Here is a 20621-nt window from a genome sequence, read left to right on the forward strand (position 1 = left end):
GCCCTGCTCGTATGCGCCGAGCACCTCGCGACCACCCGATCGGGACTCCGGTTCGATCGACAAACCCCAAGATCGGTACGACAACAGCTACTAAGGCCAACAGTCTCAGCGGGGCGGAAGGCTCCGTAGTACATACAGGCGAACAAGCCGACAAGTCGACGGCCACGCGCCCGGCCATACCCACCGACGTATGGCAGTGCAGTCAGCAGAGACCGAGCCTGTTCGGGGTTGGCCACGACTCGGGGATCAACCTCTCCGACCACCTTCGGTTTCTTCCAGCGAATCCCAGTGATCGGGTTCTCTTTGAAGTCTCCGAGGTCCACCGCGTAGTGCATCGCGTTGACGAGCGTGCGCCGCTTGCGCCGTACGGTTTCCGCGGCAGCTGCCGTTCCGTCGAGTTTCAGTTTGAGTGAGTCCAGCACGGCCCTGCCGATCGCCGCGTTACCGAGGTCCGAGAGAGGGCGAGAGGCCTTCGCCACCCAGTGCAGGGCATTTGCGATCTCGGTCGGCAAGTCGCGATCGTCAGGGCCGGGCAGGACGAAGGCCCAGTTGCGGAGCGCCTTCCGGAGCAGCTCATCAGTTGGCCGTCCCGGACGATCGTCGAGAAGAGCGAACGTCACCGCCGTCAACGCCTCGTTGATCCCGTCGCGCGTGTTCGGCGCGGCGTGCGGCCACTTCATGGCGAGGTACTTCAACGCGAAGGCGTACCAGGTCATCGAAGGCGCCTTTTCGATCATCGAGTCAGGCAGCCCGGTCGCTGCGTCGAACTCTTCACCGTCACGGGTGGCGCGTAGGAGCTTGGAGCGGTAGTGGAAGATGTTCATCCGCAGCTGAGTTGGCGCCGGCTTGTACAGCAGCGAAGTACAGCAACCACGCTGACCGCAGGAGACCATCATCAGCCTCGGACAACCGACTGACCAGCCGAGCAGACCTCAACAACTGTCCCGCCGGTAGTTCGCATCGAGGGGCTGGTTCCATTCACGAATCCCGACAACAGATGCACGGCACTTCGGGAGGCGGCTCGCCGCTGCCGAAGTCGATGTTCACGAGAACGGGAGGCATCCCGTCCCTGGCAGGCGTGGCTTGTAGGGCCCGGCCCCGTTGGTGAGGGTGGGGCCCGGGCCGGTGGGTTGATCGGTCCGCGAGTCTTGATCGCTGCCGAGCCTGCTGATTAGTTGGTCGGCATGACTGAACTCGGACCCGTCGCCTGGCCACCTGCCCCGATCAAGACCGAGCGGCTCGTGCTCCGCGAGCCCGAGGCCCGGGACCGTGCGGCGTTCATCGAGCTGCTCGCGTCGCCAGAGGTGCACACCTACCTCGGCGGCCCCCGGCCGCGTGACGAGCTTGAGCGCGAGATGTCCGGGGCGCCCGAGCGATGGCCCGGGAGCTTCGTCGTTGATCTCGACGGGTCGATGATCGGCCAGATCCTGCTCAGGAGAGCAACGGGGCACCGTCGCCCGGCTGCCGCGGGGAAGGCCGATCTCGGCTACCTGTTCCTGCCGCGGGCGTGGGGATTCGGGTACGCCGCCGAGGCGTGCGCGGCGGCACTCGGCTGGCTCGCCGGCGCGCTTCCCGGCGAGCCGGTGGTGCTCACCACCCAGACCGCCAACGTCGGCTCGATGCGTCTCGCGGCGAAGCTTGGGTTCACTGAGGTAGAGCGGTTCGAGGCTTGGGGCGCCGAGCAGTGGCTCGGCATGTGGTCCCCGGTCACGCCGTCCGATCGAGTTCGTGCCCCGTTTTCGTGGATGAATCCAAGGGGCGCACACGTCGAGTGATGGCTTGATTCGGCCGTCGGCAACGGCGCCGGCGAAGCTATCGGGTGATGAGGCCGACGACTACTGCAATCAGTCCGCCGAGGACAGCCAAACTGCCCTGCACCATCCCGGACTTGTACGAGTACGGTCCCTCTTGCAGAGCCCACTTCCACCCACGCCGACGGCCGAGCGTCACCCATCCGATCACGATCAACCCCACGACCAGGAAGAAGAGCCCGGTACGCACCGGATCATCGGCCGAGCTGGCAGCCACCGTGCACGTCACATCGGCCGATGTTATGCACAGGGTTCTTTCGCGCGTCAGTCGGGTCTTCAATACGTCTCGGGCCGTCCCTGGGCCGTGCGAGGGTGCTCAACGACGACCAACGCTGACAACCATCGACAGCTAAGTCGCAGGTCACAGCGTTGATCGATAACACGGCCTCAGGTCACAGACCCGGCCCTTCACTTCTTCGGCTTCTGATTCGAGTAGCTGCGGCACAATCTTGGTCCATGGCCAAGTCCCCTGATCTAGCAGCTCTCTATCCCGACATTGCGGCCGAAGGTAGCCTCGCCGCAGCGCTCCAGACCGTTGCGGCCAGGGACGGCATCTCCGTCCCGTTCCAGGTCTCGGAGTCTGACCCCCTGCTCTATGCCTTCGTAGCGAGCACGGTTCCACACCGGACGGTCTTGGGCATCTCGGGGTGGGTGGCCGGACGGCGGTGGTCGATCCGCGGCTGCGAGACGTTCCAAGGTTTGGCACTCGTCGATGGACGGACGGAGGACCTGACCCAGGTCGTCCGTGCTGCGCAAGCCTGGCACGAAGGGGCGGAGCTGGCCGACATCCAGCGAGCCGCGCCGTTCGTGCATCTCACCGGGCGCTACGAAGTGGCAGAACACGATTCGGCGCAACTGACCGAGTCCGAGTGGCAGCATCTGCGCACAGAAGCGGGCGAGCTGGACTGGCCCGAGTACCACGCGCTCATAGAGGCGGCGTATGCCGAGCCAGCGCTGCGGGGGCTCTACCCGTTCACCAGCCACTGGACGCTGCGATTTTCGACCAGTACCTGCCCTGATCTCACCGTCCTTCCGATGTGCCTGGACGCTCATCGGGAGAAGCCCTACACCGTTAGCGCCAGCTACATGGGTGAGCTCCTCGCCGAGACGACGACTGCGGAGGAGGCGGTGGCGGCGGCTGTCCGCCATATGCCCCAGGCGGCCGACTGACGTGCCCGGCAGACCTCGGTGACCGTCGCGCCCATAGTTCGCATCGAGAGTTCATCGTGCCGCTGCGTGCCCGTTCGGAGGGGATGCAGCGGGGACTCACGGGGAACAGCGGCGCCAACCTCGCTCCGGACCAGGTCAGGGAGTCGCCAGGTCAGCGGCCATCCGCATACGGCGTCTTCCAAACTAGTGCTCCAGGCCGGAGGGAAAAGCCGCGCTTGTCAAGGCTGCGTGCCGCGGCTGACACCAGCGGCTGACACCAACAAGCGCGAACGGCAGCGATCGGCGCCGGACCTCAGTGGACGATCGACCGAGGCGCAGGACCGGTTGACCGACGTCGGCGGTCCGTGATCGACCTGATAAGGATGAGGCCACACTTTCAAAGTGCCGTACGTGAGGTAATGCCCGTTTCGGGCTTGGGGTCGCTTACCGCACTCTCAGTTGACCCGCTCTCGGCACATCAACAACAACGACCGGATTGCCACTAAGTTACCGGTATTGAGGCTAGATGCCGGTGAAGCCGTGACGCTTGAGCAGGTCGGTCCATGCTTCGGGGGTGTACTGGCGGCGAAGTACGGTGAGTTCGTGCGCGGCCTTCCAGCCACCCAACTCCTGTCGGGGCCGGCCCTCGCGTTACGCCGACATCCGGCCGGTGTCGGTTGTGACGGCGCCTGCGGCACAACGGTGAAGCGCCCGACGGGAGTCCGGTGCATGACCAGGTGTCCCTGTCCCCGGCGTTGGCCGGGGCCGGGGACATGGGAACGGCTCAGGCGCGGTCTTCCGATACGACGTAGTCGAAGGTCGGCCCGGCTGTCATGCCGTCGCCGTCCTCCATCGCCATCAGGCTTTGTGCCTGTCCCTTGGCTGCGTACATCGTGCCCACCGACATCCCCAGCATCGCCGGGTTGCCGTTGAAGGCCTGCTCCAGCAACTGGAGCATCTTGCAGTACGTCCGGTTGAACGCCTCCTGCGCGTTGCGGATCGCGCTGCCCTCGGGGTGGTCGTCCAGGCGCGGGTTGGGGCGCACGGGACGGATACCGGCAGGGTCCACGGTGACCGCATCCCCCGTCGGACCGGATTCCGGCGTGTCACCGGACTGGTACCGCCGGCCCTGGGCAAGCTCCTGGAACCGGTAGTAGTGGGAGACCGCCTTGGTCTTGGGATGGAACAGCTCCATATCCCCGTCCCAGACGTCGACACGTGCCGCGCCTTCGCCCTGCTCGACGATCTCCTCCAGCGCCGCGATCGCCGACCCGAGATCGGTGACCGGATTCAGGTGCCCTCCGGTGTGGGCAAAGGGTCCCCCGGCGACCTGACGGGCAGGATCCCCGGTGAAGACCTGTTCTTCACCCAGCTCGGCGCACAGGTGGCGCAGGCCCTTCTCGATCGCGTCGTAGAACTGGCCGATCGTCTCGTAGCCGTCACCCTCGGCCGGATCACCCAGGTGTGCCGGCTGTTCGAGGCGGAGGAACATCTTGAGCGCATCCTCCCCGAACGGAAGGAGCGACAACTCCATGGACGGGTCGGCGTGGGGCAGGGTCCGCGGGTGCCGCGGCAGCAGGTGCGGCGCGTCCAGGCGAGGCTGCCCGCCGACCGCGTTGAGGACGTTCGCCGCCAGAGCGAGGTGGATCATCTCCTCAACGAAGACACTGCTGATCAGCTGCGCGACCTCCGCGTTCCGCTCGGGGTCGAGCGAGTACAGGGCCGTGAGGTACGGCGGCAGCGTGGCATGTTCCAGTTCGATAGCCCACTGGAGGTGCTCGCGCAGCCCCTCCAACGTCGTGATCCCTGCCGTCGAGGCGGCCCCGGAGTTGTCAGACTGGTCCTGAATCATGGATGGGTGTGCTCACTTCGGTGTCGTAGGCGCGCGGGCCACACCTGCAGCGGCCGACGAGCAACGCTGACAGTCACTTCGCGGATGACGCAGCTGTTTGTCCGCCGAGAGCAGGCGTCGCCTTTCTGGTCACCCCACTGACAGTGCAGTCGACAAGATTGTGACAGCCTGACATTGAGAGTGCGGTAAGCGACTCCAAGCCTGAAACGGGCATTACCTCACGTACCGCACTCTCACGTCTATGGCTGGCCAAGCCGAGGAAGACGCCAGCTTGGCGCACCGACGAAGGGCACGTGCCGTAGAGCAGCGCTCCCAGCCGTCCTCTCCGCCTGGACCAACTATGAGGAAGCGACGCCGTGTCCGGTCAGATGCCAGGACTCGAACTGAGGGTCCGGACCGATACAGAGTCCTGCGCCATCTTGAAAGTCGATGACCAACACACCCCGGTCACGCACGTCGACCGCAGCGACCGACTATCCGGGCCTGTTCAACGCCGAGGTTCCAGGCGCTCAGTTCGCCTGGAACAACGACACGGTCACCCAGAACCAGCAGAACAACAGCGCCATTGCCCCAGGCTTCTAGGCACTCGCCACCCTGGTCACCAACCTGCTCCGAGAGCTGCCTCAAGCCGGCCTCGGAGTACGCCGCATGCATCATGCTGTGGCGTCCTCAGGACCGCCGCCTCGGCGGCCTTGCGGGCGAATTCGTCCCGGACGATGGCCGACGGATCTGCCGGGCCGGCGGAACGCCGGAGGCACGTCCGCTGGGGGTGGACCGACGGTCGTGCGAGCCACAGCAGGCACGCCACCCCTGCTAAATCTGTTCCGCTGACATCCAACGTCGACATCAACGATTACAGACAGCGGTGCCAACCGGCCGTCATGTGCGACATGTGCAAGCGGGGAGTGCGTGCCTTCACTTGGACTGCCTGGAGGGCCTCGGCAGAAGTTCTCCGTCGACGTACAGGTCAACGCGCTCGTTGAGGAATGCGACCATGCCGGCGATGCGGTTGGCCTGGAACGTCGGTAGGTCGTAGGCCCATGCGATGTCGTCATGCGTGGCGACTTCGCCGTCGAACGACCAGTAGCTGCTCGTCGTCCCCTTGTACGGGCAGCGGGTCATGGTGTCGGAGTGGCGCAGCCGGGTGAAGTCGACGTAGAGGCGGTCGAGGTAGTAACGCGTCGGCAGCCCGGTCTCGAACAGTTTGACGCAGCGCGGCGCTTCCGCCAGCACGACCCCCTCCAGTTCCACGCGGACGTTGCTGGAGGAGCTCAGCGCGTCCACGCGGGAATAGGGGCTCCTGGGGTGGACGAAGACCGGCTCGTCCTCTTCGAACCAGGAGTCCAGCGCCTCCCACTCGAAGCGGACAGTTCCGTGCAAGGCCTCGGGAGCACCGTCCTCCCACACCCACGCCGCACCCTCTCGGACCTCTTGTCCAACCTGCAGGGTGTGCCGCCGTGCGGGCCCAGCCCCATGTAGCTCGCTATGTCCTTCGTCGATGAGCGCGGCGTCGACCATGTCGCGGACGGGGATGCTGAACTGGGGGTAGGCGGGCCGCTCCCACACATACAGTGCGCGCCGTGTGTCGAAGGCGACGCGGCCGCCCAGCGTCCCGCGGATGCGGCGGGGGACGGGCTCGAGATGCCCGACCGGCGCGATCAGGCTTGGGTGCTGCACATTCTCCGTGGTCATCGTGAGTACCTCGATCAGTGGTGGGGGCTCGGCAGGGGAAGGGGCGCGGGCCGGTGGGTCAATCGGCATGGAGACCGCGAAGCAGGCCGGTGGACTGGCCCACCTCGATGAGGTAGCCGTCGGGATCGCGCAGGTAGCAGCGCAGTTCCGAACCGCGGTCGAGGGGTTCGGTGAGGAAGTGAGCGCCCTTGGCGACCGCGTGAGCGTGGAAGGCGGCCATGTCCGCGACGCGGACATTGAGAAAGCTCGACACCCGTTCGGTGCTCTTGGGCGCCTCGAGGGTGACGCCGGGTTTGTCGGGGGTGGGGCCACCTCCGGGATTCATGATGATCCAGCTGTTGGCCACCTTCACGATCGCCGGGTTCTCCTCCATCACGACCTCGCCGCCGAACACGTCGGCGTAGAAACGCCGTGATCTCTCCACGTCGCGCACGGTCAGGAAGTGCGTGACAAGGAGCCCTTGTTGCGGGGCGGGTAGATCACCGTGAGCCGTCATGGTCCGTCATCCTCACTGTGCAGGGTGGGAAGGTGCCGCCGGTCGCGAGCAGAACCGACCCTTCCGTCTGATTCGTGCCGTCGTTGAACGCCTGATCGCAGGCGCGGATCCCTGGGCGGTGCCCGTCGCGATACCCGCCGGGGTCACCAGCCCGTACCCCGTGGCCGCGCCGACATCCTCGGCCGTGCCTTGAGCACCGATGCCCCGACCTTGCCGGTGAAAAGGGCCGGAAAGACGAACCGTACCGTCGTCGGCTACGATACGCGAAGGGAATCTGCCCGTTATTCCACAAAGTACGAGTCTTGCTCATCGAAGAACCTGGCGCGTTCCTCATCCGTGGCATGTGCCATCTGCGAAACCCTCTCAAAATACTCTTCACGCGGCGCCCCGGGTGTAAAGAGCAGAAGCATTTCGGCCGGCGCATCGGAGTCGTTGCGGAAGGCGTGCAGTCCGCCCTGCGGTACATGCAGGAAGTCGCCCTGCTGTGCGTCGATCCACTGTGCGCCGTCAAAAATTCGAACGGTGCCGTTGAGGATGAAGAAAGACTCCGAGATCGTCTTATGGAAATGAGTTTTGGGGCCACCCGCCCTTGCGCTCATCTCCACTCGGTAGAGTCCGAATTCGCCTCGCGTGGTGGTTGTGGTCGCCAAGTAGTGAATGGCGTCCCTGCCGGCTGTTCCGACATTCGGTGGGGTGTTCGACGGCCGGAAATTCGCGTTGATCTCGCCGTCATCTCCCGTGTACACCTGCTTCGGGTACGACATGCAGACCATCCCTTCCCTTCCCTAAGTTAGACGCGCGACGACGTGTTGCTGGGGGCATGCGCGGACCGCTGCCGTGGCTGCAAACCGACGGCTACCCTCGGTCCCCCTTTGGACATGCCGTAACAGAAGAGACCGATCACCCCCGGCATATGTGACACCTTCCAGATCGCCCCACCACGCAGTGCCACGGTGCACATCGTGCGGGGAGGCGATGAGTGTCCAACTGCGTGACAACGCCCGCGTACAGCGGCGGACAAGCGCGGACGTCTACGGACCATCGCAGCAGGTGACATGCAGACCAGCCCCTGGTCGGGCGCCCAGGCAAGTTCGTTCGGGACGAAGCGGTCAACGCAGAAATGCCTTGGAGTGTGAGTCGTGAAGGCTCTAGGGTCGGGCAGTCCCGACAATAGGTGCCCGGGGGCGCCCGAGGTGCATGCCGAACCGGTGGGAGTAAGAGGCGGCTCGCGGGGTGGTCGTACGAGCGTGGCGTGCGATCGGCGTCCTGAGCAGTCCCCACCGGACCCCGGCCGTACGGCAGAGAAGTACAGCGACCACAGAGAGCGCCCCGCCCAATAACGCCCTCCAGAGACGTCGAAGCGACCGCCATGACCGTCCCTGACCGCTCCAGAAAGACCTACGGATCCGAAGGTCGATGACATCCACGGCTGACATCAACGACGTCGGACAGAGGCATACACGTGCGCTCGTGCCCGGCCACTGCGGTGCCAAGCCACGCTGCCAAGGGCAGCTCTTGATCGAACTCCTAAAGCGGGTGTCGCAGGTTCGAATCCTGCCAAGGGTAGGCCTTCGGGATCGGCCGCAGGATCGCCCCCTGTACCGCCTTCACCACTGGGCGGCCCGCCGGGAGGCCGTCAGACGGGCCGGGCCAGGCGGGCCGTCAGAACACGGGCCCGGGCCTGCTGGACCGCTCCTGCCTGTAAGGCAGCGAAGCGCAGCAGGCCCGGGGGCGTCCGCAGGTGCAGGGTGTCCGTGACGACGCTGCCGACCTCGTGGCGGTCGATGGCGAAGCGATAGCTCATGCGGACCCGGCCGGGGCTGCGGACCTCGCCAGAGATCTCGGCGGAGTGCGGGAGGCCGTCCGGGACGGCGACGAGCGTGACGTCGATGATGTTGTCGTGCCGCAGGACGCCCAGGAACCGGAAGCGCTCCACGGCCGTGTAGTGCACGGTCCCGCCGCTGCGGCGCACGTCACGGACGGCGACGAGGAGCGGCGACAGGCCGACGTAGTGCGACGGTTCGGCCAGGTGCGCGAAGACCTCCTCTGGCGGCGCAGCGATCTGGAACGTGTGCTTCAGCTCGGCGGACGGCACCTCGGGCCCCTCCTCGATACGGCGCGGTGGCACGGTGATCTTCCCATCGCCGGGGCGGGCGCGGCGGCGCCGGGGGGAAGTTCCCGTACCCCGGCGGTAGGGCGGCCTGCGGGTCAATGCAGCTACTTGGAGCCCAGCCGCGGAGCCGACGAGAGGCGTGCCAGACGCGTGCCGGATCGTGCGGGGAACCACGGGGAACAGCGGGCAATAAGCCAGCGGCCGACCAGCCGGGGACACCGCTCCGCCCCAGGTCAGCAAGGCAGCGAAGACCGAAGCACACGAGCTTCCCAAGCTGATGGCTCCGAAGGCCTCTACATGGCTTGCTCTGGTCGACGGCACGCGCCGACAGCGTGGCTGAGGTCGGTGGGGGTGCAGCGAGGCACACGCGCGCCTGGTCGGTCGGCGCACCCGCCGTCGTGGCTGGCTGTCGTCGGCTGAGGCACAAGCGAACCCGTCTTCCACTCTGCGCTGGTGTGCCCGGTCGCCCGCCTGCGGCCGGCGTTGCAGGGCTGGGCATCCTTGGCGGCATGACGAATTCCGACGGCGGCCCGTACGTGAAGGTGCACTTCCGGCTTGAGGTCAAAGACAACTGGCCCCCGGCATCGGTGGAAAGCCTGTGGGCCGTCGATCAGGGCGATGGCACTGTAAGGCTCGACAACATCCCCTGGTTCGTTCGAGGCATCGCCTGCGGAGACGTCGTGGCTGTCGAGCCCGACGAGGAGGACGTGCCATGGGCCGGCGAGGTCGTTCGTCGTTCCGAGAACTGCACCATTCGCCTCATCGTGCTGCGTGGGGGCGGCAGCGGAGCCGCACGGCAGAGCGTGATCAATGCGTTTCGGGAACTCGGCGTCGACGGCGAAGGGATTGAGCAGTTCCGCATGGTCGCCCTGGACATTCCGCCCACCGCCGATCTCGCCAAGGTGCAACGGCTGCTGAACCACGGCGTTGCCAAGGAGTGGTGGCACATGGAAGAAGGGTGCATCACCGCAGAGTGGCGGGCCGCTCCCGCCGACTGACGCCACCCGCCGACTCCAAGCTGGGCCGTCCCTGGGCCGTCCGAGATTGCTCAACAGGGACCAACGACGACCAATGACAACCACTCAGCCGCACACGAGACCCGCCCTGAACTGCGAAAACGCTGATCACCAAGATCCCCGGCAAGACCCAGGGCAAGAAGAAGTAACCCCGACCGATCAAGCTCTGTGTTCGGCGCAACTAGGGCTTGATCCGTCTCCCGCCCAATGGTGGGTGCCAGGCATATCGCTGGTGGACTTCGCTCACAGGCGCTCTAGCATGCGGTGGTGGACTGGATAGCCGTTACTGGGACAGTGATGGGCACAGTGATCGGAGTGGGGAGCACGCTCGTCACCGATCGAGTGCGGTGGCGCAGAGATTCCGCAGAGCGCGACCGAGAGGCGTTGCGATCGGTGTACGTGCTGTTCCTGGAGGCTCTTGCACAGGCGCGTGACGTGGTCTCTCACGCAAGCCAAGAGGTGGACCTCCCCGATGCCGAACGGGCCCAGCTGGTGCGGACTGTGATCAAGGATTACCGGGTGTACACCAGGCAGTACGAGCTGGAACTCATAGCACCCCCTCCCGCAGTGACGAAGGCGAAGGACGCCGCCTGGAAACTCGCCCTCTACAGGGACGTTGTGGCGCAGGGGGCGACGCGTGACGACACGGCCTGCGTGGAGGCACGGCGCGCACTGCGGGCGGCACGTAACTCCCTCATGGAGACGATGCGGGCGACACTGAAACGCTTGACGTAAATGGAAGGCGGTCAAGCACTTCGGTCTGGCTGAGCAGACGACTCACAAGGGCTACGACGCCACCGATGGTGTCGCGCAGGTCTACACGTAGGAGGAGGACGCACGGATCGAGGTACGAAACCTCGGTGGTGAGGTCGTCATCGAGGCGAATGCCGCAGGTCTCAGGACGCTTGCCGGCCATCTGCTCGTGCTCGCCAAGAATGGCTTTCCCAACGGAAGCCACCTGCACCTTGAGGACAGCAACGGTCTGGAGGACGGGTCCGTCGGCTTGGTTCTGGAACGCAGCGACGCCGAATGACGCACGCCCCGCACCCGGCAGCACGTGCCCCCGGCCGACCCTGTCGAAGTAAGCCGAACTATAGGAGAAATCCGGGAGAAGATCTTGGAATTTCTCTCCCAGGCGGCGCCTACCGCCGCGCTGTCAGACGCTCCTGCAGGAGATCGTTGAGCACACTCACCGGGGACGTGGGGCACATCGCGGGCCGAGCATCGAGCGCTCCCTCCCACTCCGCGGTGAGCCCCGCCATCAGGCCATCGCGCACCTGCCGAATGATATGCGTGTAGCGGGCCTGGACCGATCCGCCCATGTGACCCATGCGCTCATCCATCAGCTTTGGTCAACGAGGAGGACGCCTGCGTTCCAGACCAGCCCTGTGAGGGCCTCGGCTCACGCGAGCCGGGACCCCTCCGAACGGGCGTGGACTACCGGTTGATGCGGCTCATGTCGGCGTACCGGTCGCCGACCGGTGCCGCCACCTCGGACAGCTGCTCCAGCTGCTTGGCCGAGAGCACCAGCTCGTCCGCCACCACATTCTGCTCCAGGTTGGCGACCCGGCGCGTCCCGGGAATGGGCGCGATGTCGTCGCCTTGCGCGAGCAGCCACGCGAGCGCAACCTGAGCGGGCGTCGCGCCGAGCTGCTTGGCGACGTCGTCCACCTGCTCCACGATCCGGATGTTCGCCTCCAGGTTGTCCCCCTCGAAGCGCGGGTTGGACCGGCGCCAGTCGTCGGCGTCGAGCTGGTCGAGCGAGCGGATCGTGCCGGTGAGGAAGCCGCGGCCGAGCGGCGAGTAGGGCACGAAGCCGATGCCGAGCTCGCGCAGGGTGGGGAGCACTTCGGCCTCGGGGTCGCGCGTCCACAGCGAGTACTCGGTCTGGATGGCGGTCACCGGGTGCACGGCGTGCGCACGCCGGATGGTGGCGGGCGCCGCCTCCGACAGCCCGTAGTGGCGGATCTTGCCTTCCTCGATCAGCTCGGAAAGCGTCCCGACCGTGTCCTCGATCGGCGTCCCAGGGTCTATCCGGTGCTGGTAGTAGAGGTCGATGTAGTCGGTGTTCAGGCGTCGCAGCGAGCCCTCGACCGACCGCCGCACATTCTCGGGGGTGCCATTCAGCCCGAGGACCGGCAGCCCGTTCTCCTCGGGCACGAGGTGGTTGATCTGACCGAACTTGGTGGCGATGACCACCTCGTCGCGGTGGCCGGCGAACGCCTTGGCGAGCAGTTCCTCGTTCGTGTACGGACCGTAGATCTCGGCGGTGTCGAAATAGGTGACGCCCAGCTCCATGGCCCGGTGGATCGTGACGATCGACCCGGGGTCGTCGGTGCCGGCGCCGGTGTAGCCCCCGGACATGCCCATGCAGCCGAGGCCCAGACGCGAGACCTCGAGCCCCTCGCCTCCCAGTGCGATCTTCCTCATGCGGATACCCTTTCCTGATAAAGACCGATCTTGTAGTCGATGGCGGCGAGGCTCGCCGCCACCTCCTCGAGCTGGCGCTCGACGTTCATCCGCCGGTGGCGATGAAGACCTTGTCCTTGAGCCCCTCCATTGCTGGGCATATCCCTTCGGCAAGTGAGGGTGCGGCACTGGCGCGGCAGGTGGGAACAGCGCCGGAGGCGATGAGGCGGGAATGCGCCGCCTGTAGTGCCCGGTAGTTTCCGCCCTGTGCGCAGAACGACCGCTTCGACCGGTGCGTTGACGCCCGGTGCGTAAGTCCACTGTGCAGGAGCGCGACGAGGGTTACAAAAGGTACTTTTATGTTCCTGAGGAACGCCGGAATTAAGCCCCTTCGTGGATGGCGAAGACTGCCCCCTACCGAATCGCTCCGTAACGCGGCGGCATCCACAAGGCAATCCACCACCTTCGTGATCTGCCACACCCATGCGGGGAACAGAACGTCGCCCACGTTCCCACGCCGTCGGTGCGCCTTGTGTACGGATCACGCCGGGTGGCAGGCCGTCCCCTGCCCGCCACCCGGCACCGGAACGCCTCCGCTCGGAGCGTGCCGGGATACGGGGCTCAGGATGCGGGGACCTCGATGGTGGTGGCGAGGGCGCTGAGTACCTGCCTGAGCTGTGCGACGGCTTCGGTGTCATCGGCCGGGTGGGTCTCGGCGAAGCGGGTCACTGAGCCGGGTATCGCGAGTTTGGCGTCCTCCAGGATCGTGGCGCCGGCGATACCGGCGGACTTGCGGGCGTCGTCCTGGGCCCACACGCCGCCGTACTGACCGAAGGCGGTGCCGACGACGGCAGTCGGCGAACCCGCCAGGGCGCTGGAGCCGAACGGGCGGGACAGCCAGTCGATGGCGTTCTTCAGCACGGCGGGCATGGTGCCGTTGTACTCGGGGGTGACGAGCAGGAACGCGTCGGCGCGCCCGGCGGTCTCGCGCAGGCGGGTGGCGGCGGCGGGACGCTGTTCGTCGGTGTCGATGTCCTCGTTGTAGAAGGGCACCTCGGCCAGGCCCTCGTAGAGGGTGACCTCGACGCCCTCGGGGGCGTGTTTGACGGCGGCCTCGGCCAGCTGACGGTTGTGTGAGCCGGAGCGCAGGCTGCCGACGAGGGCGAGGATGTGGACGGACATGGGTTCTCCAGATATTGACGTGCCGACGGAACAAATACGTGCTGAGAGAGGTGTGGATCTTGGTCTGCGGTAGCGGGCGGCGCTACTCGCGCATGGTCAGGCCGCCGTCCACCGACAGGATCTGGCCGGTGATCCAGCCGGACTCCGCAGACAGGAGGAAGACGATCATGGAGGCGAGGTCCTCGGGCTCGCCGAGCCGCGGGAGCGCGGTCTTCGTCAGCAGGGCCTCGCGGACCTCGGGGGGCGTGCCGGCACGGACGTTCTGCGTGAGGACGACCCCGGGGGCGACGGCGTTGGCCCGGATGTTCTTTCGGCCCCACGCATGGGCGGTGTGACGGGTCAGCGCATGCAGGGCGATCTTGGATGAGGCGTACGCGGCGAGCCACGATTCCCGCTGCCATGCCGCCAGGGAGGAGACGTTGACGATCGAGCCGCCGCCCGAGGCGACCATCGCGGGCAGGCTTTCGCGGATCACGAGCCCGGTGCCGGTGACGTTGATCCGCATCATCTCGGCCCACACGTCGGGGTCCATGGTGTCGACGCCCTGGTCGCGGGCCATGAGGTCCGCGCTGACGGCGGCGGCGACGTTGGCGACGCCGTCGAGTCGGCCGAAGTGGTCAGTGGTCTGGGCGACCAGGGATGCGATGGAGTCCTCGTCCCGAAGGTCGAACTGGACCGTCAGCAGCCGGTCGGCCGCTTCTCCGGCCTGCTCGCGGGTCCGGGCGAGTTTCTCGGCGTTGGTGCCGGCCGCGGTCACTCGGGCTCCTTCGGCCAGCAGTCGCTGTACGGTGACCGCGCCGATGCCCGATCCGCCACCGGTGACGATGAAGACCTTGTCCTTGAGCCCTTCCATGGCTGGACACATCCCTTCGGCTTGTGAGGGTGCGGCGCCGGTGCGGCAGGCGGGAACAGTGCCGGAGGCGACGAGGCGGGAATACGCTGGAAGTGCCCGGCGGTTGCCGCCCTGTGCGCAGAACGACCGCTTCGACCAGTGCGTTGACGCCTGGTGCGTAGGCCACTGTGCAGGAACGGAATGAACGTTACAAAAGGTATGTTCATGTTCCTGAGGAACATCGAAAGGGCATCTTCAGTGAGCAACGACGAGGGCCGGGCGGCCTCCACCGGCGGGACGCGGGCGAACGTACTGCGCCTCTCGGGCCCGTGTCAGCGCTGGGACGAGCGGGACGCGGACTTCATTCGCGAGATCCTCGACCTGGTGGGCGACAAGTGGAGCATGCTGGTCATCGGCGCCCTGGCCGCCGGCGATGCCCGCTACTCGGACCTCGACACCATGATTCCCGCCATCTCCCGGCGCATGCTCACCCTCACTCTCAAGCGCCTTCAGCGCGATGGCCTTGTCGACCGCACGGCCTACGCGGAGGTACCGCCCCGCGTCGAGTACTCCCTCACCGGCCTCGGCGCCTCCCTGCTCTCCGCCATCCAGCACCTGGCCGCCTGGAGCTCCGAGCACCACACCGAGATCCGACGCCACCAGGACGCGTACGACAGGAACGCCACACACGGGTAGAACCCGAAACTCTTCTTCACCTGAGGAATACAGCTTTCCTGACGACGATCCGGACCCTAGACAAGACCCATCGCGCCAGGTCAGATGCACTCCTCGCTTATTTGATCAAAGCTCGGACACCGCACTCACGAAAGCCCGAGGCTAGAGGCGAGATCAACCGGTTAGCTCACCGAGCGACGCGGCCCCGCTCTCAGCCGTGGCACTCCCGTGTCAGGTTGTGCAGGGAACTACGGGGAATGGCGGACGAATAGGCGTCGGCATCCAGGGCCATCATAGATTGACTTCGCAGGTCAACCGCCCAACTCTCCCTAGATCAACCAAGCTTCCCAAGCTGATGTCCTGCCGTGCGAAGTCTGACACGAGCCCAGCGTCATCCTCCCAGTGTGTTGGTCTGCCGTTCGTCCGGGCTGCGGCGCTGGGGCGCCGGTCCCGGCCGAGCGGCAGACCCACTGCCGAGGGGATACCGGACAGCACAAGACCCCGCACATCGTCCGCCAGCGGAACGGCGACATACGGGGCCAGCTTGACCGGTCGCGGGAGCACGCTCGTACCACAAACCGGCCGGAATTCCTCGGGTCGGAGCGGTCAGGCAGCCGATGAACTCTGGGAGACGTTCCGTGTCTCTCGCGTCAACGTCTCGGCATGCATGGGCATCTCCGCCGCAAGGCCCGACACGATCAGTTCCGCCAGTACCAGGGCCGTTTCAGGACTTACGGAGCCGAGACCTACCAGGCCATCACCCGAGACGTTCAGGTCAGCCGCGAGGCCGGGGAAGTCCAACTCCAGTCCCAGGGCGGTCAATTGCGTGGCCAAGATGCCAGCACTGCGCCGCGCCTGTGCCCAGCATCGGACGTAGGGGACGCCGGGCATCAAGTTCTCGGCGCGCTTGGCGACCACTCCCCGTCGGTCGGTCATGACGTCAGTCCCTTTCGGTGCGGTGTTCGGCGGTTTCGCCGCCGCCTACTTCAAGACGCTGCAAGCCCGCAGCGAGCGCCAGCCGCAGCAGTTCCGCCAGTCGTTCCGCGGTGGCCGGCGAGACGCGGCCCAGTTCGACCAGGCCATGCCCGAACGCGTTCCCGGTTGGATGTCGTACGACGCCTGCCGTCACGGCTTGGCGCAGCGGTACTTTCTCTAGGCCCTCCGATTGGCGCAGGACGCCAACGACCGCCGGCTTGCCGGAAGCATTCTGTCGGCAATGAGCCATCAGGCAACGTTCCTGGGTCGCTACACACAGGCCGCAACGCTCGCCCGTGCCGCTCTCATGGGAATCTCTCCCGTGGCCACGCCCACGCTGCGCGCCCAGTTCCACGCCATGGAGGCTCGCGCTCTTGCTCGGACCGGAGACGTACGAGCTTGCGAATCCGCCTTGGGTGCCGCCACGAAAGCGTTGGAGAGCCGCAACAACGACGACGAGCCCGAGTGGATCAGCTACTTCGACGAAGCCGAGCTTGCCGCAGAGGCCGCCCACTGCTTCCGTGACGTCAACAGCGCCCGCCAGGCCGTCTCCCACGCCGAAAACGCCATGAGCGGCAGTCATGTGCGGAGCGACTTCTTCGCAACCATGGTTCTCGCGGACGCCCGCCTACGCGCCGGAGACGTCGAGGAGGCTTGTCCCGTGGCACTCGATGCGCTTGACCTGGGCGAGCAGCTCAAATCGGCACGATGCGTCAGTTATCTCGCCGAGTTTCGGCAAAACCTCGGAGGGGCCAGCGACAGCGCGGACGTGCAGACGTTCACCGAGCAGGTCGGAGAGCACAGGTTGTGGGTTGCCTCCGGCCACCACGTCGGCGTCGGACAATGACGCTCGTTCAATTCCCCCCTGCCTCTCTTGAAAATGACGTGCGTTGGTTCATGTCTCTGTGGCTCGGGCGACTTCCTCCTGCGGAGAGACGGTGACTTTCATGCCGAGGGCGGCGAGTTGGGCGACCAGGCGGCGGGCTTGGCGTTCCTTGCCAAGCCGATTCGTGAAGTGGTCGGGGCCGAGGTCGCGGTAGGGGACAAGGTCGTGCAGGATGTGCCAGGCGGCGATCAGGATGGAGTGGCCGACCGCGAGGGTCGCGCGTTTCGGGCCGCGATGCGGGACCAGTCTGCGGAACTGGGCGCCCAGATAGGTGTGCTTGCTGCGGGCCGCGCTGGTGCCGGCCATGAACAGGGCCGTCTTGAGCCAGGTGTCGCCGTGGCGGGTGCGGCCGCTGAGGCGTTTACCGGCCGACTCCTTGTTGCCAGGGCACATCCCGGCCCAGGAAGCCAGGTGTCCGGCGGTGGCGAAACGGCCCATGTCGACGCCGATCTCAGCGATCAGGACCTGGGCCAGCAGCAGGCTGACCCCGGGAATGGTGATCAGCAGGTCAAGCTGCCGGCGCAGCGGCTCAAGCTGCCGGTCGATCTCCCGACTCAGGCGGGCGATGCGGTCGTCAGCCTCGTCGATCGCCCGCAGCATCGAGGACACCATGAACGCGTGGTGCTCGCCGAAGTTGCCGGTCAGGGCCCGGGCCAGCAGCGGGGCCTTGCCCTGCAGCTTGCCCAGGGCAAGGCCGGCCAGCACCTGCGGGTCGCGTTCGCCTGCCACCAGGGCGTCCAGCATGGCCCGCGCCGAGCGGCCGGTGATGTCGCTGACCACGGAGGACAGTTTGATCCCGCTGTCCTCGAGGAACATCGCCAGCCGATTCACGTCGCGGGCCCGGTCGCGGACGGTCTCGGTGCGGTAGCGGGTCAGGTCCCGCAACTGGCGAATGTCACGTGGAGGCACGAAGCTGGGCCGCACCAGGCCGTGCTCAACCAGCCGGCAGATCCACTGGCAGTCCTTCACATCGGTCTTGCGGCCAGGCACGGTCTTGATGTGCTGGGCGTTGAGCAGCCAAGGCTCGACCCCCTCGGTGGCCTCCAGCAGGTAGAACAACGGTTTCCAGTACGACGCCGTCGCCTCCATGCCAATCCGCGTGATGCTGTTCTCCACGAGCCAGTCCCGCAGCTCCAGCAGGCCGTCGTTCATCGTGGAGAACGTACGGACCTCATAACGGGCCCGCTTGCCGGTGCCCGGGACGCGGATACACACCTTCACATCCGCCTTGCTCAGGTCAGCGCCCCCGCAGCGTTCCTCGACCACATCCATATCCCGCCCCGCCCTTCGTCACGGACGGTGCCCGCCCATCCGGGGCCACAGGATTCGAAGACTCTCTCTTGCGTGCTCATGGCGACACCACTGGACTCCTGCGCTCGGCCCCCGCGTCCGACTACTCATCGGGCTCCACCTTCGGCACCAAGGACCATCGACGTCATCCGGACGGACACCTCCCCCGATTTTCCCGGCCGCGGGGCGGGCCTGAAAGAGCCCGGGATGACTACTCAGGGATGCACAGGCCAGCTCACCTAGATCCCCGGCTTGCGGCATCATGATCTGCGTCCGGGTTGCAGGGAGGACGCCCTGTGGTCACTGGATCTCGCGGTCGTGCAGGTCGTGCTCGGTCCCCGCGACTGCCCGACCCCAGGTGTCCGGCACGCGGGCGACCACAACCGCGGCGGCTTCCTGAGCCGTGTACGACGGCTCCATGGAGAACTCCTCCCCGCGGTGATGCACCGCATACCGACCGCCACCGAGCGGATGGATTGCGGAGAGGTCCCGCGAGAACGGAAACCCGGTGCACCTGCTGAACATCAGGGTGCCGTGGCTGGTGAAGGGAAACAGCACACGCAGCCTGGGCTCGGCATGGGTCGCGCGGATCATGTCCACGTCCGTGTACGGGTCCGGTTCCAGGTAACGGCGCCACTTCTCCGCCACGGCATACTCAGGGCCGCGTTCGTGGGCCAGGGCGAGGGCGCTGAAATCCAGGAAGGGGGCCGCCGCGTGCAGCTCGGCCAAGGTGACGCCCTCGTGCCAGGCCGCCGCCGCTGCCGCGAGTTCAGTGAGAGGGCATTTTAAGAGCTTTCATCTGCATTTACTGCAATTGGTGCACATGGAGGTGCGGTCGACCTGCAGGTATCGCCCGGCGCGACCGCAAGCGGCGCCCTGGGCATCAAGAGTCCGGACTCGTCAGCCCCTTGGTGTCCGAAATGACGGTTCTTGCAGGCGGTCACAACGTATTGAAACGGTGCTAACTCTCTTAAAACGCCCTCTGACTCTCCGGCGACGGGTTGACGAAGCGACGTGGTGACGACCATCACAAAACACTTGCCATCGCTACCAGTGGGATGAAACATCCGAGCAAGTCGTCGCCGGGCCGGAGCCCACGACGCCGCGCGACACCGCCCGTCGAATGCCGGCAGCGTCACCGGTCCTGTGGACGAACGGCTACGGCCGCGCGACGAGCCAAGTGGCTCGTCGGCAACTCGCCGCCCCTGCGGCGTGTTCGTGTCACGTAGGTCGGCGGCACGACGTCTTCCGGACGGCACTGCCACCACCAGTCCCCGTAGACCGTCCGCACGGACGGTCCCCTCTCACTCGACTTCAGTTCCACATCTCGCAAGGAGACCGGTCATCGTTATGCGAATAGGCAGCGCAGGCACTACACGGCGCACCCCGGCCGCATTCGCGGCAGCAGGGCTGGTTCTCGCCGCGACAGCTCTTTCCCCGGTGGCCTCCGCAGCCACCGCGATGCCGACTGTGCGGTTCGACCCCATGCCCCAGCCCCAGTCAGGCACTTCGAACTGGGGCGGCTACGTGACCCAGGGCAGCTTCACCAGAATCACCGGCTCGTGGACCGAGCCGCATGTCGTCTGCCGTTCCAACAACGACATGTTCGCCCCCTGGGTCGGGCTGGACGGCTGGGGCTCACGCACGGTGGAGCAGGCTGGGGTGCAGACCGACTGCTCCAGCGGTTCCCCGGTGAGCACCGCTTGGTACGAGATGTATCCGGCCTCACCGGTGTACTGGCAGGATCCGGTCTCCGAGGGGGACAGCATGACCGCGTCGGTCACCTCCGATGGCGCGGGTGGCTACTCGCTGGCCCTGACCGACAACACCAAGGGCTGGACCGAGCACGTCAAAAAGACGCTTCAAGCAAAAAATGTCAGCGCGGAGGCGGTCATCGAGTCGCCCAACCAGGCCTATCCGGAACTCGATAGCGTGCGTTTCACCCAAGTCGCCGTGGACGGAGGGTCAATGGATGCCATGGCGCCGCAGGCGCTGACCAGTGGCGGCTATACGCCGGGGCCGCTGCACAACGGCTCGTTCACCATACAGCCGGGCAACCCGTACCCGCAGCCGGGCAACCCGTACGCACCTCCGTACTGACCTTGCCCAGCTTGCTCTCACCTGAGGATGTTCACATAACACCCTCTCAGAGGGCATTTGATTTAGGTAGATTGCCCTGTATGCCCTAGTAGGTGCCTCGCCAGGTGGGTGTGGTCTCGTCCGTTATGCGCTTGGCGAGGTTG

Annotated in this window: 21 protein-coding genes and 2 pseudogenes; 8 read left to right on the forward strand and 15 right to left on the reverse strand. The window is 66.1% G+C overall.

Annotated elements, in window-relative coordinates; all coding sequences use genetic code 11:
* Positions 1-824: pseudogene (locus ACFYXB_RS43130) on the reverse strand (site-specific integrase); the annotation flags it as partial.
* Positions 825-1184: 360 nt separating this feature from the next.
* On the opposite strand from ACFYXB_RS43130, the gene ACFYXB_RS43135 reads away from it, so the two are divergent.
* Positions 1185-1775 carry a GNAT family N-acetyltransferase gene (locus ACFYXB_RS43135; RefSeq protein WP_389590758.1) on the forward strand — a complete coding sequence of 197 codons (591 nt, stop codon included), beginning with the start codon at positions 1185-1187 and terminating at the stop codon, positions 1773-1775.
* Between the two features lie 37 nt (positions 1776-1812).
* Here ACFYXB_RS43135 and ACFYXB_RS43140 read toward each other — a convergent pair whose 3' ends face one another.
* On the reverse strand, positions 1813-2028 hold the full coding sequence (locus ACFYXB_RS43140) for a hypothetical protein (RefSeq protein ID WP_389590760.1): 216 nt from the start codon (positions 2026-2028) through the stop codon (positions 1813-1815).
* Between the two features lie 239 nt (positions 2029-2267).
* On the opposite strand from ACFYXB_RS43140, the gene ACFYXB_RS43145 reads away from it, so the two are divergent.
* Complete coding sequence (locus tag ACFYXB_RS43145) at positions 2268-2981, forward strand: DUF6193 family natural product biosynthesis protein (RefSeq protein WP_389590762.1); 714 nt, start codon at positions 2268-2270, stop codon at positions 2979-2981.
* Positions 2982-3744: 763 nt separating this feature from the next.
* On the opposite strand, the gene ACFYXB_RS43150 is transcribed toward ACFYXB_RS43145, so the two are convergent.
* The gene (locus ACFYXB_RS43150) at positions 3745-4812 is read right to left on the reverse strand and encodes a ferritin-like protein (RefSeq protein ID WP_389590764.1); all 1068 of its coding nucleotides are present in this window, start codon (positions 4810-4812) and stop codon (positions 3745-3747) included.
* A 338-nt stretch (positions 4813-5150) separates the two neighbouring features.
* Positions 5151-5267 carry a DUF6188 family protein gene (locus ACFYXB_RS43155; protein ID WP_389590765.1) on the reverse strand — a complete coding sequence of 39 codons (117 nt, stop codon included), beginning with the start codon at positions 5265-5267 and terminating at the stop codon, positions 5151-5153.
* Here ACFYXB_RS43155 and ACFYXB_RS43160 point away from each other — a divergent pair.
* Complete coding sequence (locus ACFYXB_RS43160) at positions 5242-5394, forward strand: hypothetical protein (protein ID WP_389590788.1); 153 nt, start codon at positions 5242-5244, stop codon at positions 5392-5394. The two genes, ACFYXB_RS43155 and ACFYXB_RS43160, sit on opposite strands and share 26 nt — an antisense overlap.
* 333 nt (positions 5395-5727) lie before the next feature.
* Here ACFYXB_RS43160 and ACFYXB_RS43165 read toward each other — a convergent pair whose 3' ends face one another.
* The 4 genes from ACFYXB_RS43165 to ACFYXB_RS43180 form a co-directional block, all read right to left on the reverse strand.
* A complete protein-coding gene (locus ACFYXB_RS43165; RefSeq protein ID WP_389590767.1) occupies positions 5728-6504 on the reverse strand; it encodes a DUF427 domain-containing protein in 777 nt (258 codons plus the stop codon).
* Between the two features lie 58 nt (positions 6505-6562).
* The gene (locus ACFYXB_RS43170; protein ID WP_389590768.1) at positions 6563-7000 is read right to left on the reverse strand and encodes a VOC family protein; all 438 of its coding nucleotides are present in this window, start codon (positions 6998-7000) and stop codon (positions 6563-6565) included.
* A gap of 281 nt (positions 7001-7281) precedes the next feature.
* Complete coding sequence (locus tag ACFYXB_RS43175; RefSeq protein ID WP_351365947.1) at positions 7282-7764, reverse strand: cupin domain-containing protein; 483 nt, start codon at positions 7762-7764, stop codon at positions 7282-7284.
* A gap of 872 nt (positions 7765-8636) precedes the next feature.
* Positions 8637-9128, reverse strand: a complete 492-nt coding sequence (locus tag ACFYXB_RS43180) for an SRPBCC family protein (RefSeq protein WP_389590770.1) — start codon at positions 9126-9128, stop codon at positions 8637-8639.
* Positions 9129-9622: 494 nt separating this feature from the next.
* Between ACFYXB_RS43180 and ACFYXB_RS43185 the strand changes: the two genes are divergently transcribed.
* Both ACFYXB_RS43185 and ACFYXB_RS43190 read left to right on the forward strand, forming a co-directional pair.
* Entirely contained in the window at positions 9623-10111 is a 489-nt protein-coding gene (locus tag ACFYXB_RS43185) for a DUF4265 domain-containing protein (RefSeq protein WP_389590771.1), read from the forward strand.
* Positions 10112-10396: 285 nt separating this feature from the next.
* The gene (locus ACFYXB_RS43190; protein WP_389590773.1) at positions 10397-10864 is read left to right on the forward strand and encodes a hypothetical protein; all 468 of its coding nucleotides are present in this window, start codon (positions 10397-10399) and stop codon (positions 10862-10864) included.
* On the opposite strand, the gene ACFYXB_RS43195 is transcribed toward ACFYXB_RS43190, so the two are convergent.
* From ACFYXB_RS43195 to ACFYXB_RS43210, 4 genes are all read right to left on the reverse strand, one after another.
* Positions 10824-11186 (reverse strand): hypothetical protein, encoded by a 363-nt coding sequence (locus ACFYXB_RS43195; protein ID WP_389590774.1) that lies wholly within the window; start codon positions 11184-11186, stop codon positions 10824-10826. The two genes, ACFYXB_RS43190 and ACFYXB_RS43195, sit on opposite strands and share 41 nt — an antisense overlap.
* A gap of 380 nt (positions 11187-11566) precedes the next feature.
* Positions 11567-12559 (reverse strand): aldo/keto reductase, encoded by a 993-nt coding sequence (locus ACFYXB_RS43200; RefSeq protein WP_389590775.1) that lies wholly within the window; start codon positions 12557-12559, stop codon positions 11567-11569.
* 600 nt (positions 12560-13159) lie between these two features.
* Complete coding sequence (locus ACFYXB_RS43205; RefSeq protein WP_389590776.1) at positions 13160-13720, reverse strand: NADPH-dependent FMN reductase; 561 nt, start codon at positions 13718-13720, stop codon at positions 13160-13162.
* Between the two features lie 82 nt (positions 13721-13802).
* On the reverse strand, positions 13803-14573 hold the full coding sequence (locus ACFYXB_RS43210) for an SDR family NAD(P)-dependent oxidoreductase (protein ID WP_389590777.1): 771 nt from the start codon (positions 14571-14573) through the stop codon (positions 13803-13805).
* Between the two features lie 237 nt (positions 14574-14810).
* On the opposite strand from ACFYXB_RS43210, the gene ACFYXB_RS43215 reads away from it, so the two are divergent.
* Positions 14811-15248: a winged helix-turn-helix transcriptional regulator gene (locus tag ACFYXB_RS43215; protein WP_389590779.1), complete on the forward strand. Its 438-nt coding sequence runs from the start codon at positions 14811-14813 to the stop codon at positions 15246-15248.
* A 585-nt stretch (positions 15249-15833) separates the two neighbouring features.
* Here ACFYXB_RS43215 and ACFYXB_RS43220 read toward each other — a convergent pair.
* Entirely contained in the window at positions 15834-16163 is a 330-nt protein-coding gene (locus tag ACFYXB_RS43220) for a hypothetical protein (protein ID WP_389590780.1), read from the reverse strand.
* Positions 16164-16326: 163 nt separating this feature from the next.
* Between ACFYXB_RS43220 and ACFYXB_RS43225 the strand changes: the two are divergent.
* Positions 16327-17049 (forward strand): annotated as a pseudogene (locus ACFYXB_RS43225) (regulator); the annotation flags it as partial.
* Between the two features lie 48 nt (positions 17050-17097).
* On the opposite strand, the gene ACFYXB_RS43230 reads toward ACFYXB_RS43225, so the two are convergent.
* Together ACFYXB_RS43230 and ACFYXB_RS43235 are read right to left on the reverse strand one after the other, a co-directional pair.
* Positions 17098-18360, reverse strand: a complete 1263-nt coding sequence (locus ACFYXB_RS43230) for an IS110 family transposase (protein WP_389590782.1) — start codon at positions 18358-18360, stop codon at positions 17098-17100.
* Positions 18361-18678: 318 nt separating this feature from the next.
* Entirely contained in the window at positions 18679-19107 is a 429-nt protein-coding gene (locus ACFYXB_RS43235; RefSeq protein ID WP_389590784.1) for a DUF6193 family natural product biosynthesis protein, read from the reverse strand.
* A 756-nt stretch (positions 19108-19863) separates the two neighbouring features.
* On the opposite strand from ACFYXB_RS43235, the gene ACFYXB_RS43240 reads away from it, so the two are divergent.
* Positions 19864-20478, forward strand: a complete 615-nt coding sequence (locus ACFYXB_RS43240; protein WP_389590786.1) for a G1 family glutamic endopeptidase — start codon at positions 19864-19866, stop codon at positions 20476-20478.
* Positions 20479-20621 lie beyond the last annotated feature (143 nt).

Source organism: Streptomyces sp. NPDC002619 (genome assembly GCF_042889305.1).
Taxonomy (GTDB): Bacteria; Actinomycetota; Actinomycetes; order Streptomycetales; family Streptomycetaceae; genus Streptomyces.